Here is a 12,957-nt window from a genome sequence, read left to right as displayed (position 1 = left end):
ATCCTGGATTGAAGCATACTCATTTCAGGTGGATAGCATCATTTATTGTCTGCATAAAAATAGCTACAGCAGACATTATATATTGCTGTAGCTAAATTTATAAAAGTTAATTAATTCCAGTTAATCATTTTTGTTACATGAATAAAAAATCTGAAAGTCGGCAAAAAAGAACTGCTCTAATTACAGGAGCGGCTTGTGGCATAGGCTATCAATTAACCCAGATTTTTGCTCGTCATAATTATAATCTTGTGTTAGTAGATAAAAATGAACAAAAACTTACTGAAATTATAGATGAATTGCCGCAAAAATTTGGTATTGCCGTCAAAATTTTTGTTAAGGATTTATCTATCCCCACATCCCCAGAAGAAATTTTTACAGAATTACAGCAAGCATCCATCAAGATTGATGTGCTAGTTAATAATGCTGGTTTTGGTACTTATGGAGCATTTAGCGAAACAGACCTTAGCACTGAATTGAAAATGCTTCAGGTAAATATGGTCAGCCTGACTCATTTAACGAAGTTGTTCCTCAAAGATATGGTCGAGCAAAACTATGGAAAAATATTAAATGTGGCCTCAGCCGCGGCTTTTCAACCGGGGCCTTTAATGGCAGTTTATTTTGCTACTAAAGCTTATGTATTATCATTTTCAGAAGCGATCGCTAATGAATTAGAGGGTACAGGTGTCAGCGTGACTGTTCTTTGTCCAGGGCCAACAGCATCAGAATTCCAACAAAATGCTGCAATGGAAGATTCAAAGATTGCTAGTGTTAACAGAATGATGGATACGGAAACTGTCGCAAGGATTGGTTATCGGGGCTTAATGAAAAACAAAACTGTTGTTGTTCCTGGGATGAGAAATAAAATATTAACTGAAAGCGTCAGATTTACACCCAGAAATTTAGTCACAAAGGTTGTTAGAAGTATGCACGAACTTCAAAAAAAGAGGTAGCTCGAAATTTTCTACTCTTTTCAATAAGACCCGAACAATGGATTTTTTAGAGTAAATAATTTTGCTCTGGCTGGTTAAGAGCCTAAAGGCTTTTAACCCATTCTGGGTGGGCTTCTGCCTCCAGTAGCTTGACAAGAGGCAGAAGCCCACTTTAAATACATTCCCAGCCTGGAGGCTGGGAACAAGGCGATAAGGCTACACAAACCTTTGGGCTTTTCTTAGTACCATTTATATTAGCCTCTATTACTTCTTCCAAGGCCCCCAGATAGCTAAAGTAATACCAGGGCTTTGAATGTTAACAAACAAAGTACGACCATCAGGTGAAAAGCAGGCTCCAGCAAACTCACCTGTTTGGAGGGCATTACGTGCAAATTTGTAGATTTCACCACTGGGAGTAATACCAATTAAGAAATTATCACCGTCCCCGTCCTCACAAACGATAAGATCGCCAAAAGGTGCTACGACTATGTTATCAGGCATATCGAGTTCATCTTTAGATTGAGACTCGACAAACAATTCAATTGTCTCTTCACCCGGAATATAGCGCCAGACTTGGCCACCGCTTACAGGGCCACCATCTGTAGCAGTGAAGTAAAATTCTCCTTTGCCATTTTTGCCTTTCTTATCCTTGTTGCTCGCATAATAGATGCCTTCCCCACGGCTAAACTGGGCTGCACCTAAGTTGCGACCTTGCACTCTGACATTATCTGTAGTTGTTGGGTTGGGGTCAGGAATATTCACCCAATCTACAGCTAACTTCTGCCCTACTACGAAGCCAGTCTTGGTGTTGACTCCTGGTCTACCTATAATCCTCAGAGCTTGAAGAATACCTCCTTGTTTTAACCGACCAGGAACTTTTGGGATAAAACGGTAGAAGAGGCTATCTCCTCTATCTTCAGTTTGATAGACATATCCAGTTTTGGGATCTACAGCTACAGCCTCATGATTAAACCGTCCCATCGCAACTAGAGGCACTGGAGCTACAGGAGAGGTGGCGCTAGCTGGAACCTCAAAGTTGTAACCGTGTAACTTTGTGACTCCATTAGTTGCACTTGGTATAGTTGTATCTTCTTCACAGCTAATCCATGAACCCCAAGGAGTTAAACCACCAGCACAGTTACGAATGGTTCCGCCGAGAGAGCTGAACTGTTCGATCAGCTGGCCATCGCGTCCAACAACCAGAGTCGTAGTGCCACCTCTGCAAATGGGATCGTAGGGATTTGGTACTTGTACTCGCGTATCGGAATTGATGCTAAGTTCGTGATTGCGAACCAGAATGGTTGTGTTTTTGGGCCCAGGGAAGGCTGCCATACCATCATGATTGCTAGGCTCTAGATTGCCATCGCTCATCAGGGTTCCAGTGCGAGAGATGACTTGATACTCAAATCCGCTTGGTAAATCTAACAAACTATTGGGATCTGGTAAAAGTGGGCCATATCCTTTACCAAGTTTTTTACCAAAGGCTTTTCTGGCAAGAAGACCTTCCAAAGGAGACACCATCAAAGTGCCGACGGCAGTAGTACCTGCTACTGCAAAAAATTTACGTCTTGAAAGCGTCATGGGGATGATTTGGTTACTTCAGATAATGCTGAAGAAAAAATATTTGATTGTGATTAAGTTTGGGTAATGCTTTATTTAATTTAGGTTAGTTAATCAAAGATGAATTTATATAAATATAGCAAGGGACTGGGGACTGGGGACTGGGGACTGGGGACTGGGGACTGGGTGAAAAGCCTTTTTGTGTCTAAGTTTTATTGTCTGTTGATGTCCTAACCACCAAAGCTTGTGCTATAAGTTTTATCTAAACAGAAATCAGGAGTCAGAATTCATTCTGACTCCTGATTCTGACCAAAGGCGAAGCATCTTTGCTCCGCTCCTGAATTTTGTTTGAATTTAACGCCCACCAATGCGATCGAATGCAGGTGTAGGCCAGCGATCGACTAGTTTGCCCAAGACTGACATTTCTTGAACCAAGCGGTCAAATTTCTCAGGGGTGAGAGATTGAGGCCCGTCAGATAAAGCTTTTGCGGGATTGGGGTGAACTTCTATCATTAAGGCATCTGTACCAGCGGCGATCGCAGCCATTGCCATCGATGGCACATATTCAGACCTACCAGTACCATGACTCGGATCGATCATAATTGGTAAATGGGTAAGCGATCGCAACACCGGAAGCACTGATAAATCTAAAGTATTGCGGGCATATTTACCATCAAAGGTTCTAATTCCACGCTCACAAAGAATTACATTGGGATTTCCAGATGCCAAAATATATTCTGCCGCCATCAGCCACTCGTCAATTGTGGCAGACATTCCCCGCTTCAGCAGCACTGGTTTATCTTGAGCGCCTACCTTTTTCAGCAGCGAGAAGTTGTGCATATTTCGCGCCCCAATTTGGATGATGTCAGCTGTTTTCGCCACTGCTGATAAATCGGCAGCATCCATCAGTTCTGTGACGATACCCAAACCAGTAGCTTCCCGCGCTGCTGCTAACAAATCTAAAGCGCTTTCACCATAACCTTGAAAAGCATAGGGTGAAGTACGGGGTTTGTAAGCTCCGCCACGTAGAAAGTGCGCTCCAGCTGCCTTCACCCGCTTTGCCGTTTCGACAATCATCGCTTCATTTTCAACAGAACAAGGCCCGGCTACCACTACAATCGGATGATGTTCGCCGAAATAGACACGACCGTTAGGTGTAGGAACAACAACCTCGCTAGCTTCTCCATGACGGAATTCTCGACTTACCCGCTTGAAAGGTTGTTGCACTCGTAATACTTGCTCAATCCAAGGGCTAAATTCCTGAACCTGTAATTTATCAATGCTTGTAGTATCACCAATTAGCCCCAGCACAACTTTATGAGTGCCAACACTTTTTTCTACCGTCACTCCCCAAGTGTCTCTCAGTTCTTGGCTAATGCGAGTAATTTCCTCAACAGGCGTACCGCTCTTAAGTATGATAATCATCTGTTTTTCCTTCTGTATGGTTGTTCTTGATAGTTCCTGGGTGTAATACAATGCGTTCGTAGGGGCACAGCAATGCTCATTGGTGTCAACTTAACGCGAAACCTCACGTCCGCCAGGGATTGTAAATCCCTGTCTCATAGTTAAACTCCTCTGAAGAGGACTAAAGAGCGCGAAAATTTTCAGTCTACTTCAGTAGACTTGAGCAATTAGTCAGGGAATTATATTCCCTGGCGGGTGAACAACGCCTAATCAGTACGCTATTTTTGGCTTAAGTTGACACGCATGAGCAATGCTGTGCCCCTACCTTGGTGATTCATGCAAAAATTCTGCAAGTTGTTCTAGTTTTGTCCAAGCTGCACCGCTTTGGAGAATTTCCTTGGCAAGGGCAATACCTTTAACACAACCTGCTAAAACATCAGTTTCCCCATCAATAGCTTCACCAACTTGCAGGGCTAAGGCTGTATTTAAAGCGACTACATCCTGTTGCGCTTGAGTGCCTTTACCTTGCAAAACTGCCTTCAAGATTTGGGCATTTTCTTGGACATCTCCACCGCACAACGCCGCAGTCGGTGCAAAACCCAAACCTAGTTCTTGAGGATTGAGCGTTAGAGAGCGGACTTTTTTATCTTGGAGTACAGCCAAGTCAGTGACATCTGCCAAACCCGCTTCATCTAAACGTTCCCGTCCGTGGAGGGCGATCGCTTGCTGACATCCCAGTTGGGATAAGGCTTGCACAATCTCTTCTAGTAAAAGCGGGTCGTTGACACCAATAATTTGCCCTGTCGGCCGCATGGGATTTACTAGCGGGCCGAGTAAATTAAAAACAGTCCGCACCTTCAAAGTTTTTCGCAAAGTTGCGATCGCCTTTAGTGCAGGATGCCAACCAGGAGCAAACAAAAAGGTGATTCCAACTTCGCCAACTGCCGCTTGTACTTTTTCAGGAGTGGCGTTAAGATTTATACCCAAAGCTTCCAGCACATCCGCCGAACCAGTCTTGCTGGATGCCGAACGATTGCCATGTTTGGCAACCTTTACCCCAGCAGCAGCGGCCACAAAGGCAACAGCAGTGGAAATATTAAAGGTTGAAGCACCATCTCCACCAGTTCCACAGGTGTCAATTAAGGGGACTGGGGACTGGGGACTGGGTATTGGGGATTGGGTACTGGGTATTGGGGATTGGGAAAACTCTTGCCCAGTCCCTAATCCCCAGTCCCCAGTCCCTAGCCTTTGGGATTGTAAGACGGTGGCCATGCCGACTAATTCTTCGGCAGAGACGCCTTTAGCTTGAATTGCGGCTAAAATCGCTCCTGATAGAACATCGGGAATGGCATTTGTGAGCCAACCTTGCATCAAATCCGCAGCTTGGGAAACCGTCAAGGATTGGCGATTTAGCAACTGTTGCAATAAAGCTGGCCAGTTGTAGAACTCAGAAGGGATGGAGATGTTTTCAGGTTGAGTTTGAGTTATAGCGATCATATTGGTCATTTGTCATTTGTCATTGGGCATGGGGCATGGGGCATTGGGCATTGGGCATTGGGCATTGAGCATTGGTCATTGGTCATTTGTACTGAGAGAACGCAAACAGCGCCTGGTAGAGAAGCTGTTGGCGCAGCCTCTCTAAGAGTTGTATTGGTCATTGTTCATTTACGAAGGACAAAGGACAAATGACAAATGACAAATAACAAATAACAAATAACAAATGACAAATGACGACAAGAAAAAATTAAGGAATTAGGACTTTGGCGACAGTTTGCACATCTTTGTCACCTCTGCCGGAACAATTGATGACGATGCGGAGATTGCCTGTTAACTGGGGACAAAGGGTTTCGAGATATGCGATCGCATGAGCTGTTTCCAAAGCTGGGATAATCCCTTCTAGTTGGGAAAGTCTTTGGAATGCATCTAAAGCTTGTTTATCGGTAACGCTGTAATATTCGGCGCGGCCAAGATCCTTTAAATAACTATGCTCTGGCCCAACACCGGGATAATCTAATCCGGCACTAATTGAATGAGCTTCGATGACTTGACCATCATCATCTTGCAGTAAATAGCTCATGGCACCGTGCAATACACCTATTTTACCTTTTGTCAAGGTTGCAGCGTGTTTTTCTGTATTTACACCTTCACCCGCAGCTTCGACTCCAATTAGGCGCACCGAAGGTTCATGCATAAACTCATTGAATAAGCCGATCGCGTTGGAACCTCCACCCACGCAAGCCAGTAAAATATCTGGTAATCCTCCCCATTTTTCTTGGCATTGAGCGCGAGTTTCTACACCAATTACCGCGTGGAAGTCACGCACAATCATCGGGTAGGGATGAGGCCCAGCAACGGAACCGAGGATGTAATGGGTTGTTTCCACATTCGTCACCCAATCTCGAATTGCTTCCGAAGTTGCATCCTTGAGAGTTCCTGTACCTGCTTCCACTGGTCGAACTTCTGCACCCATTAATTTCATGCGAAACACATTCAGGGCTTGGCGTTCCATATCCTGGACGCCCATGTAAATCACACATTTCAAACCAAATCGCGCACACACAGTTGCAGTTGCTACGCCATGTTGTCCTGCACCTGTCTCTGCAATCACCCGTTGCTTACCCATGCGTTTAGCGAGTAACACCTGAGCCAAAGCATTATTAATTTTGTGAGCGCCTGTATGATTTAAATCTTCGCGCTTTAAATAAATTTGCACTCCCGTGCCATCTGGTCTAGCGTAATGAGCTGTCAGGCGTTCAGCAAAATATAATGGGCTGGGTCGTCCTACATAATCACGCATTAAGTTTTGCAATTCTGCTTGAAAACTCGGCTCATTGCAATATTGGTGATACGCCGCTTCCAATTCACTTAATGCAGGCATTAAGGTTTCCGGGACATATTTACCGCCGAATTTTCCAAACCTGCCCAAAGAATCTGGTTGTACAGTTGCAGTATTGATGTTTAGTATGTTTACCATTGGTTAAAATCCTTTCATGTTCAAGTATTTTTTACTCTGGTTCTAACTTTGAATCATCTTTGGGTTTTCCATTCCCAGGTTTGGTAGGTATAGCCCAGTTTTTGGTGATTCAAAACGTCTATAGGGCGCACCAAATCGTCAGAGTTAAAATTTGGTAATAGCAATAGTAAATCTCCTAACGCTGTAGCTTTGGGGGTAGACATACCGCCGTCCCAAGGCCACATTAGGTCTTTAAGGTTGTGCCCGTAAGGTTGACCATTGGCAGGATAAAAATCGCTACCTTGATGACCGTTGTCTTGCCATTCAGCCCAGAGGCGGTCTACGTTGGCATGATGCAACCAAAATACTGGGTCATAAGGCGAACTTGGGATATTGCCCATAGTACCTAGACCCTTAAACTTTATGGGTGTTGTGCTTGCGTCTATCTGTACCCCACCGACTAAGCCATGAATGTAATTGTGTATAAATCCTCCGGGGGTGACTTTACCCTGCTCATCTACAGAGATAAATCCTTCCAAGGCAGGGCGAAATAGAGAATAGTTATTCAGACGAAGGGCACGCTCAACATCTTTTTTGGGCACAGGATAATCACTGGCAGGAGGTAGTCTGAGAAAGCGGACAAGTGATGTACCTAATGATGTTTGGGTTTCTGGGTCAATATTTAATGCTGGATTCATAACCCAGCCATTTGCTGCCGAAAAAGCCCCAGGTACAGCGCCGCCTGTAAAGTTTCCTTGATTGGGAATTTTGATGGTTACTCCTTGACCGTTAGAACCAAGAAAGTCATCGTTAAAAATTACATCAAGTGATTTGGGGTCTGTCCAATCCCAGTATGGGAGAGTAACAGTTGGGTCTACTGCTTGCAAAGCTTGTTCAAATCTGCGGATATATTCTCGATGCCAAGGGAAAAATGCGGCATTTTCATGAGCAAGTTCTTGGACGGAACCATCGGAATGTCCTTTATGGTTGTGAATCAAGCGTGTTGCCCCTATATGTATGGCAACGAATTGGTCGTAAATACTGACCTTGCTACCTGCGGGTATGACAGTTTTTAAGGTTTTGATAGCCTTAACGAAGGCTGTTTTCTCTGCTGATGTTAGGTCAGTTACGTTCTTTCTTACAGCTAGGTGAGCGTATTGTCCTGGAAGATTATGATTCCAATGGTATTTGTATTGTCCCTTGTCAAGGCGATCGTGGGCGAAGACTGTAAGGGCACAGCTGCTAACTATAAGTAAGCTATAAATTAATATTTTGACCGATTTCAGCAGTAGTTTCATTGTCTTAATGGAATAAGAGGAGCAGAGGGGTGCTACGTTGTATACACAAGTCTGAAATACTTTACTCACCTGGTTTTACCCCACCCTAACCCTCCCCTTGTAAAGGGGAGGGAACTAGATTCCTGTTTCCCCCCTTTACAAGGGGGGATTAAGGGGGGTAATTTAATTTGTGTATGCTCCCCAGGTCTGCGGGTGAATTTATCCCACCTCTTGAAGAGATGGATTTTTGCGCTGACTTTTTGTGATGGCTGCTTTAAGTTCTCGACAAAATTCTTCCACGGCTTGCAATCCTTCTGTTGGGCTACCTTCAGCTAAACGTTTGACAAAGGCGCTGCCAACAATCACTGCATCTGCACCCCATTCCATGACTTGATGTGCTTGTTCTGGTGCGGAGATGCCAAAACCAACGCCGATGGGTTTTTTGGTGACGCTTTGCAACTCGGTAATTAAATGCTCTACGCGGTTTTGGATTTGAGCGCGGATACCTGTAACGCCTGTAACACTAACTAGATAGATAAAACCCTGAGATTGACGAGCGATCGCAACAATTCTATCTTGAGAACTTGTAGGAGCGACGAGTAAAATTACCTCAATTCCAAAAGAGGCAGCAGTTTGAATTAATTCTTCTGCTTCTTCTAAGGGTAAGTCTGGTACTACCAATCCCTGCACCCCAGCAACAGCAATTTGCGCCAAAAACAACTTAATACCCCGATGCAAAATGGGATTGTAGTACATAAATAGAATTATCGGCGCTTTCAGGCTAGGAATGACTATGTGCAACATCTCTAGCACTTGCTCTAATTTCGTGGCTTTTTGTAAAGCGCGGGTTGCTGCTGCTTGAATCACAGGCCCATCTGCGAGAGGATCGGAGTAGGGAACGCCCAACTCGATAAAGTCAGCACCGTTGCGATCTAAGATGCGTAAGGCTTCGGCAGTAGTTTCTAAGTTAGGATCGCCTGCTGTGATAAAAGGGATTAAAGCACACTGTTGGCGATCGCGTAAAGCTTGAAAGGAATCGGAGATAGAGGTCATGCTGAAAAATAGTTAATGATTGTTTAATAGTTTTAGAATAATTTACACTTAGCAATTAGCGATGCCCATGCTAAATTTTTTGTTAACGAGTCTTTGATACTCGTGAATGAGGCTTTTATCTCCGTTAACGAGTCTTTTATCTCCGTTAACGAGTCTTTGATACTCGTGAATGAGGCTTTTTGCTGCGTTAACGAGGCTTTGATACTCGTGAATGAGGCTTTTATCTCCGTTAACGAGGCTTTGATACTCGTGAATGAGGCTTTTATCTCCGTTAACGAGTCTTTTATACTCGTGAATGAATATCAGAGCTTCATTTTTTTAGATTTACCAATTACGAATTACGAACTTGTACTGAGCGTAGCCGAAGTATTACAAATTACGAATTAGTAAAATCTCACGCACAGCTTGTTCTACATCGCTTTGTTTAACTAAAGACTCGCCAATCAAAACTGCACGCGCGCCAGCCTCAGCGACAAGAGATAAATCAGCAGGTGTATACAGTCCAGACTCGCTGACGACGGTGATATCTAAGCTTTGTAATTGTTGTTGACGCTCTGCTAAAAGTTGCTGTGTGGTTCCTAAATCAAGGGTAAAGTCTTCTAAATTGCGATTGTTGATTCCTACTAAACTTAGGTTATCAAGCTTTAGTACTCGATCTAGTTCAGCTAAGGTATGGACTTCTACTAGCGCAGTCATGCCCAAATCGTGAATCACTCGCAAAAAGTCTTGGAGTTCTCGATCTGATAAAATAGCTGCAATTAACAATACTGCATCTGCGCCTGCTGTCCGTGCTAAATAAATTTGATAGGAGTTAATGATGAACTCCTTGCACAGTAAAGGTAATGCAACTTGTTGACGCACCTTTCGCAGATTATCAAAACCGCCCTGAAAGAACTTTTCGTCAGTTAGGACTGATAAACAAGCTGCACCACCTCGTTCATAAGCTTGAGCAACAGCAACAGGGTCAAAATCTGCGCGGATAACCCCACGGCTAGGTGATGCCTTTTTTACTTCAGCAATTAAACTAGGTTGATTGGGATTATCTTGCAAAGCAGTCAAGAAATTTCGCACAGTTGGGGCTGTATTTAACTGTTGTCGCAAAGAGCCTAAAGGCAATTCTTGCTGCATTTGTGCAACTTCTTGCCTTTTATGCGACACAATTTCTTCAAGAATATGGCGGGAAGGAGCAACTTGGTTAGTCATAAACTGCTTGGGGGAGGTTAGGAGTTAGGAGTTAGGAGTTAAGAGTTATTAGTTGTTAATTATGAGTTATCTATGAGTTTTTGAGTTAAGAATTTCAGTTTACAAATTCCATATTTCATATTCTCAACTCTCAACTCCTAACTCCTAACTCCTAACTCCTAACTAATGATTGCGTATATGCACGCACCACATTTTTAATTATTTTCAGACCGACTTCTCCACCTAAAGTCATGATTGATTCTGGATGAAACTGAACGGCGGCGATGGGAAGTGTTTGATGTTCAATGCCCATAATTACGTCGTCATCAGAAATCGCTGTTACTTTGAGTTCTTTTGGCAAACGTTGCGGTAGGGCAAATAATGAGTGATATCTACCGACTGCAAAGGATTCCGGTAAGTTGTTGAAGGTGACAGAATTGGAATCGGTGACGAAAATTCGTGAGGATTTCCCATGTTGAGGATAGTTAAGAACTCCCAATTCGCCATCAAAAGCTTCAACAATGCCTTGCAGTCCCAGACAAACTCCAAAAATCGGAATTTGGCGATGCAGAAGGGCACCGACAGTCTCGGAAACTCCAAAATCGCTTGGTCTACCAGGGCCAGGAGATAATACAACTAAGTCAGGGCGTTCTGTATCGAATAACGATTCCGAGAAACCATGACGCAGTGTGGTGACGCTTGCACCAGTTTGGCGAATGTAATTGGCTAGGGTATGAACAAATGAGTCTTCGTAGTCTATTAATAAGATGCGTTTGCTAGATTTTACACCTGGAATCTGTTTGCTTAATTTTAGAGAACCAGACTTATCAATTTTCTGACTCGTTTGCTTTACACGGCGAATCGTTTCAAATAAAGCAGCAGCTTTGGTAATTGTTTCTTGTTCTTCTGCTTGAGGTATTGAGTCATAAAGGACAGTAGCACCGACTCGCACTTCAGCGATGCAATCTTTTAATCGAATTGTCCGTAGAATTAAGCCAGTATTTAAATTCCCGTTGAAATTTAAATAGCCGACTGCTCCACCATACCAACGTCGGGCGCTCTTTTCGTGCCGTTCAATAAAATCTATTGCTGCTCTTTTGGGTGCGCCGGTGACTGTAACTGCCCATGTATGCGAAAGAAAGGCATCTAAAGCATCAAATTGCGATCGCAAAGTACCCTCAACATGATCTACAGTATGTATCAGGTGGCTGTATAATTCAATCTGGCGACGACCGATGACTCGTACTGAACCAGGTTCGCAGATTCGAGATTTGTCATTGCGATCGACATCAGTACACATGGTCAACTCAGCTTCATCTTTGTGGGAGTTGAGTAACTGACGAATTTGCACCGCATCGTCAAGAGCATCTTGTCCCCGGCTAATAGTACCACTAATTGGACAAGTTTCTACCCGCCTACCTTCAACCCGCACAAACATTTCTGGAGATGCACCAATCAGATATTCGCCACCTAAATTAAAAATAAACCCATAAGGACTGGGATTTATTTCCTTTAAGGTATTAAATAGCTTGCTGGGTTCGTCTTCATAGCCTTCAAAAAAGTTTTGACTAGGAACAACTTCAAATAAATCGCCTCTGCGGAAATAATCGAGTGCAACCTCAACTTTTTTCGCATATTCGCCTACTTGATGGTCAGCAGTTTGATTTGGTAAAAGATGTTTGCCGCGATAATCTACAGACTCACCAGTTCTCGGAAGATTCTTGGTATTGCCATGCGCTGTTTTAAAATCATATTGGAAACGAAATGCACGTTGCTGATAATAGTCAACAACAATCAATTCATCTGGCAAATAAAGCACCAAATCGCGCTGATCTGTAGGACGTTCTAAATGTTGAGTAATTGGTTCAAACTGAAAAACTAAGTCATAACCAAACGCACCATACAAGCCTAAATGCTCGTCTTCTTGACTAGAGAAAGTATATAGAATTTCGCGGACAACGGTAAATGATGAAGGCTGTTTACTACGTTCCTCTTCAGTAAATAATTTTTTTGTAGCTTTAATAAAGCCGACAATATTGTTATTTTCTTGGGTGATGTTCTCAAGTTGTTCTGACTGGGATAGTTTCTCTACAAGAAATGGTAAAAGTACTTGACCGCGTTCATTCAACGCTATCAAAGTGAAAGAGTTTCCTTGGGTAGTCAACTCTAACGGTGGATTGACAAATCCGAGCGCCCATCTTTTGTATCTGCCTGGATATTCATAGCTACTCCTTAGCAATCCTCCACGCTGAGAATTTAAATGGAACAGAATATCATCAAGGGCAGTGTCCATCTTAACTTCAGTGATGGAGCGAGAAACACTTACACCGCCGAGAGTATTGTAGGAACGTGAATCAAAAACCATGAGTAATTTCTCTAGAATATTTGTTAGTCAATCATTAAGCAGCAACCATTAATCATTATTAGTAGTTATTTTCAAACCTAGAACAGACTTAGATAATCTTTTATCCATCCAAGCCAACATATTCTTTTTAAAAGATGTAATCAAAAACTTTTTGCTTCTTATTTAACAATACTAGATATCAAGCAGATAAGACATTGAATAATTTTTCGATTGGGTGTCAATTTATTCGTTTTT

General features: G+C 43.1%; 11 protein-coding genes. 2 read left to right on the top strand and 9 right to left on the bottom strand.

Annotation, left to right across the window (positions count from 1 at the left end; translation table 11 throughout):
* Nucleotides 1-137: 137 nt before the first annotated feature.
* Entirely contained in the window at nucleotides 138-950 is an 813-nt protein-coding gene (locus RMY64_RS19000) for an SDR family oxidoreductase (RefSeq protein WP_322686294.1), read from the top strand.
* Between the two features lie 243 nt (nucleotides 951-1,193).
* On the opposite strand, the gene RMY64_RS18995 is transcribed toward RMY64_RS19000, so the two are convergent.
* From RMY64_RS18995 to trpA, 7 genes are all read right to left on the bottom strand, one after another.
* On the bottom strand, nucleotides 1,194-2,510 hold the full coding sequence (locus tag RMY64_RS18995; RefSeq protein ID WP_322700832.1) for an alkaline phosphatase PhoX: 1,317 nt from the start codon (nucleotides 2,508-2,510) through the stop codon (nucleotides 1,194-1,196).
* A 333-nt stretch (nucleotides 2,511-2,843) separates the two neighbouring features.
* The gene (gene aroF / locus RMY64_RS18990; protein ID WP_322671117.1) at nucleotides 2,844-3,914 is read right to left on the bottom strand and encodes a 3-deoxy-7-phosphoheptulonate synthase; all 1,071 of its coding nucleotides are present in this window, start codon (nucleotides 3,912-3,914) and stop codon (nucleotides 2,844-2,846) included.
* A gap of 300 nt (nucleotides 3,915-4,214) precedes the next feature.
* Nucleotides 4,215-5,390 (bottom strand): anthranilate phosphoribosyltransferase, encoded by a 1,176-nt coding sequence (trpD, locus tag RMY64_RS18985; protein ID WP_322686307.1) that lies wholly within the window; start codon nucleotides 5,388-5,390, stop codon nucleotides 4,215-4,217.
* 5 nt (nucleotides 5,391-5,395) lie between these two features.
* Entirely contained in the window at nucleotides 5,396-5,551 is a 156-nt protein-coding gene (locus RMY64_RS18980; protein ID WP_322686292.1) for a hypothetical protein, read from the bottom strand.
* An 86-nt stretch (nucleotides 5,552-5,637) separates the two neighbouring features.
* Nucleotides 5,638-6,867 (bottom strand): tryptophan synthase subunit beta, encoded by a 1,230-nt coding sequence (gene trpB, locus RMY64_RS18975; protein ID WP_322671115.1) that lies wholly within the window; start codon nucleotides 6,865-6,867, stop codon nucleotides 5,638-5,640.
* A gap of 53 nt (nucleotides 6,868-6,920) precedes the next feature.
* Complete coding sequence (locus RMY64_RS18970; protein WP_322700831.1) at nucleotides 6,921-8,144, bottom strand: tyrosinase family protein; 1,224 nt, start codon at nucleotides 8,142-8,144, stop codon at nucleotides 6,921-6,923.
* A 198-nt stretch (nucleotides 8,145-8,342) separates the two neighbouring features.
* Nucleotides 8,343-9,176 (bottom strand): tryptophan synthase subunit alpha, encoded by an 834-nt coding sequence (trpA, locus tag RMY64_RS18965; RefSeq protein ID WP_322700830.1) that lies wholly within the window; start codon nucleotides 9,174-9,176, stop codon nucleotides 8,343-8,345.
* Nucleotides 9,177-9,278: 102 nt separating this feature from the next.
* Here trpA and RMY64_RS18960 point away from each other — a divergent pair, with 102 nt between their 5' ends.
* Nucleotides 9,279-9,563, top strand: a complete 285-nt coding sequence (locus tag RMY64_RS18960) for a hypothetical protein (protein WP_322700829.1) — start codon at nucleotides 9,279-9,281, stop codon at nucleotides 9,561-9,563.
* On the opposite strand, the gene trpC is transcribed toward RMY64_RS18960, so the two are convergent.
* Nucleotides 9,546-10,379, bottom strand: a complete 834-nt coding sequence (gene trpC, locus RMY64_RS18955; protein WP_322700828.1) for an indole-3-glycerol phosphate synthase TrpC — start codon at nucleotides 10,377-10,379, stop codon at nucleotides 9,546-9,548. The genes RMY64_RS18960 and trpC overlap by 18 nt on opposite strands.
* A gap of 151 nt (nucleotides 10,380-10,530) precedes the next feature.
* Complete coding sequence (locus RMY64_RS18950) at nucleotides 10,531-12,723, bottom strand: anthranilate synthase (RefSeq protein WP_322700827.1); 2,193 nt, start codon at nucleotides 12,721-12,723, stop codon at nucleotides 10,531-10,533.
* Between the last annotated feature and the right edge of the window lie 234 nt (nucleotides 12,724-12,957).

This window comes from Nostoc sp. DedQUE08 (genome assembly GCF_034530895.1).
In the GTDB taxonomy this organism is placed as follows: domain Bacteria; phylum Cyanobacteriota; class Cyanobacteriia; order Cyanobacteriales; family Nostocaceae; genus Nostoc.
The sequence above is the reverse complement of the archived record's forward strand: the minus strand, read 5'-3'. Positions and strand labels throughout refer to the sequence as shown.

What these genes read in the sequence shown, in the direction of transcription:
- RMY64_RS19000 (WP_322686294.1), top strand. Translation starts at nt 138, where the DNA reads ATGAATAAAAAATCTGAAAGTCGGCAAAAAAGAACTGCTCTAATTACA.
- RMY64_RS18995 (WP_322700832.1), bottom strand. Translation starts at nt 2,510, where the DNA reads ATGACGCTTTCAAGACGTAAATTTTTTGCAGTAGCAGGTACTACTGCC.
- aroF (WP_322671117.1), bottom strand. Translation starts at nt 3,914, where the DNA reads ATGATTATCATACTTAAGAGCGGTACGCCTGTTGAGGAAATTACTCGC.
- trpD (WP_322686307.1), bottom strand. Translation starts at nt 5,390, where the DNA reads ATGATCGCTATAACTCAAACTCAACCTGAAAACATCTCCATCCCTTCT.
- RMY64_RS18980 (WP_322686292.1), bottom strand. Translation starts at nt 5,551, where the DNA reads ATGACCAATACAACTCTTAGAGAGGCTGCGCCAACAGCTTCTCTACCA.
- trpB (WP_322671115.1), bottom strand. Translation starts at nt 6,867, where the DNA reads ATGGTAAACATACTAAACATCAATACTGCAACTGTACAACCAGATTCT.
- RMY64_RS18970 (WP_322700831.1), bottom strand. Translation starts at nt 8,144, where the DNA reads ATGAAACTACTGCTGAAATCGGTCAAAATATTAATTTATAGCTTACTT.
- trpA (WP_322700830.1), bottom strand. Translation starts at nt 9,176, where the DNA reads ATGACCTCTATCTCCGATTCCTTTCAAGCTTTACGCGATCGCCAACAG.
- trpC (WP_322700828.1), bottom strand. Translation starts at nt 10,379, where the DNA reads ATGACTAACCAAGTTGCTCCTTCCCGCCATATTCTTGAAGAAATTGTG.
- RMY64_RS18950 (WP_322700827.1), bottom strand. Translation starts at nt 12,723, where the DNA reads ATGGTTTTTGATTCACGTTCCTACAATACTCTCGGCGGTGTAAGTGTT.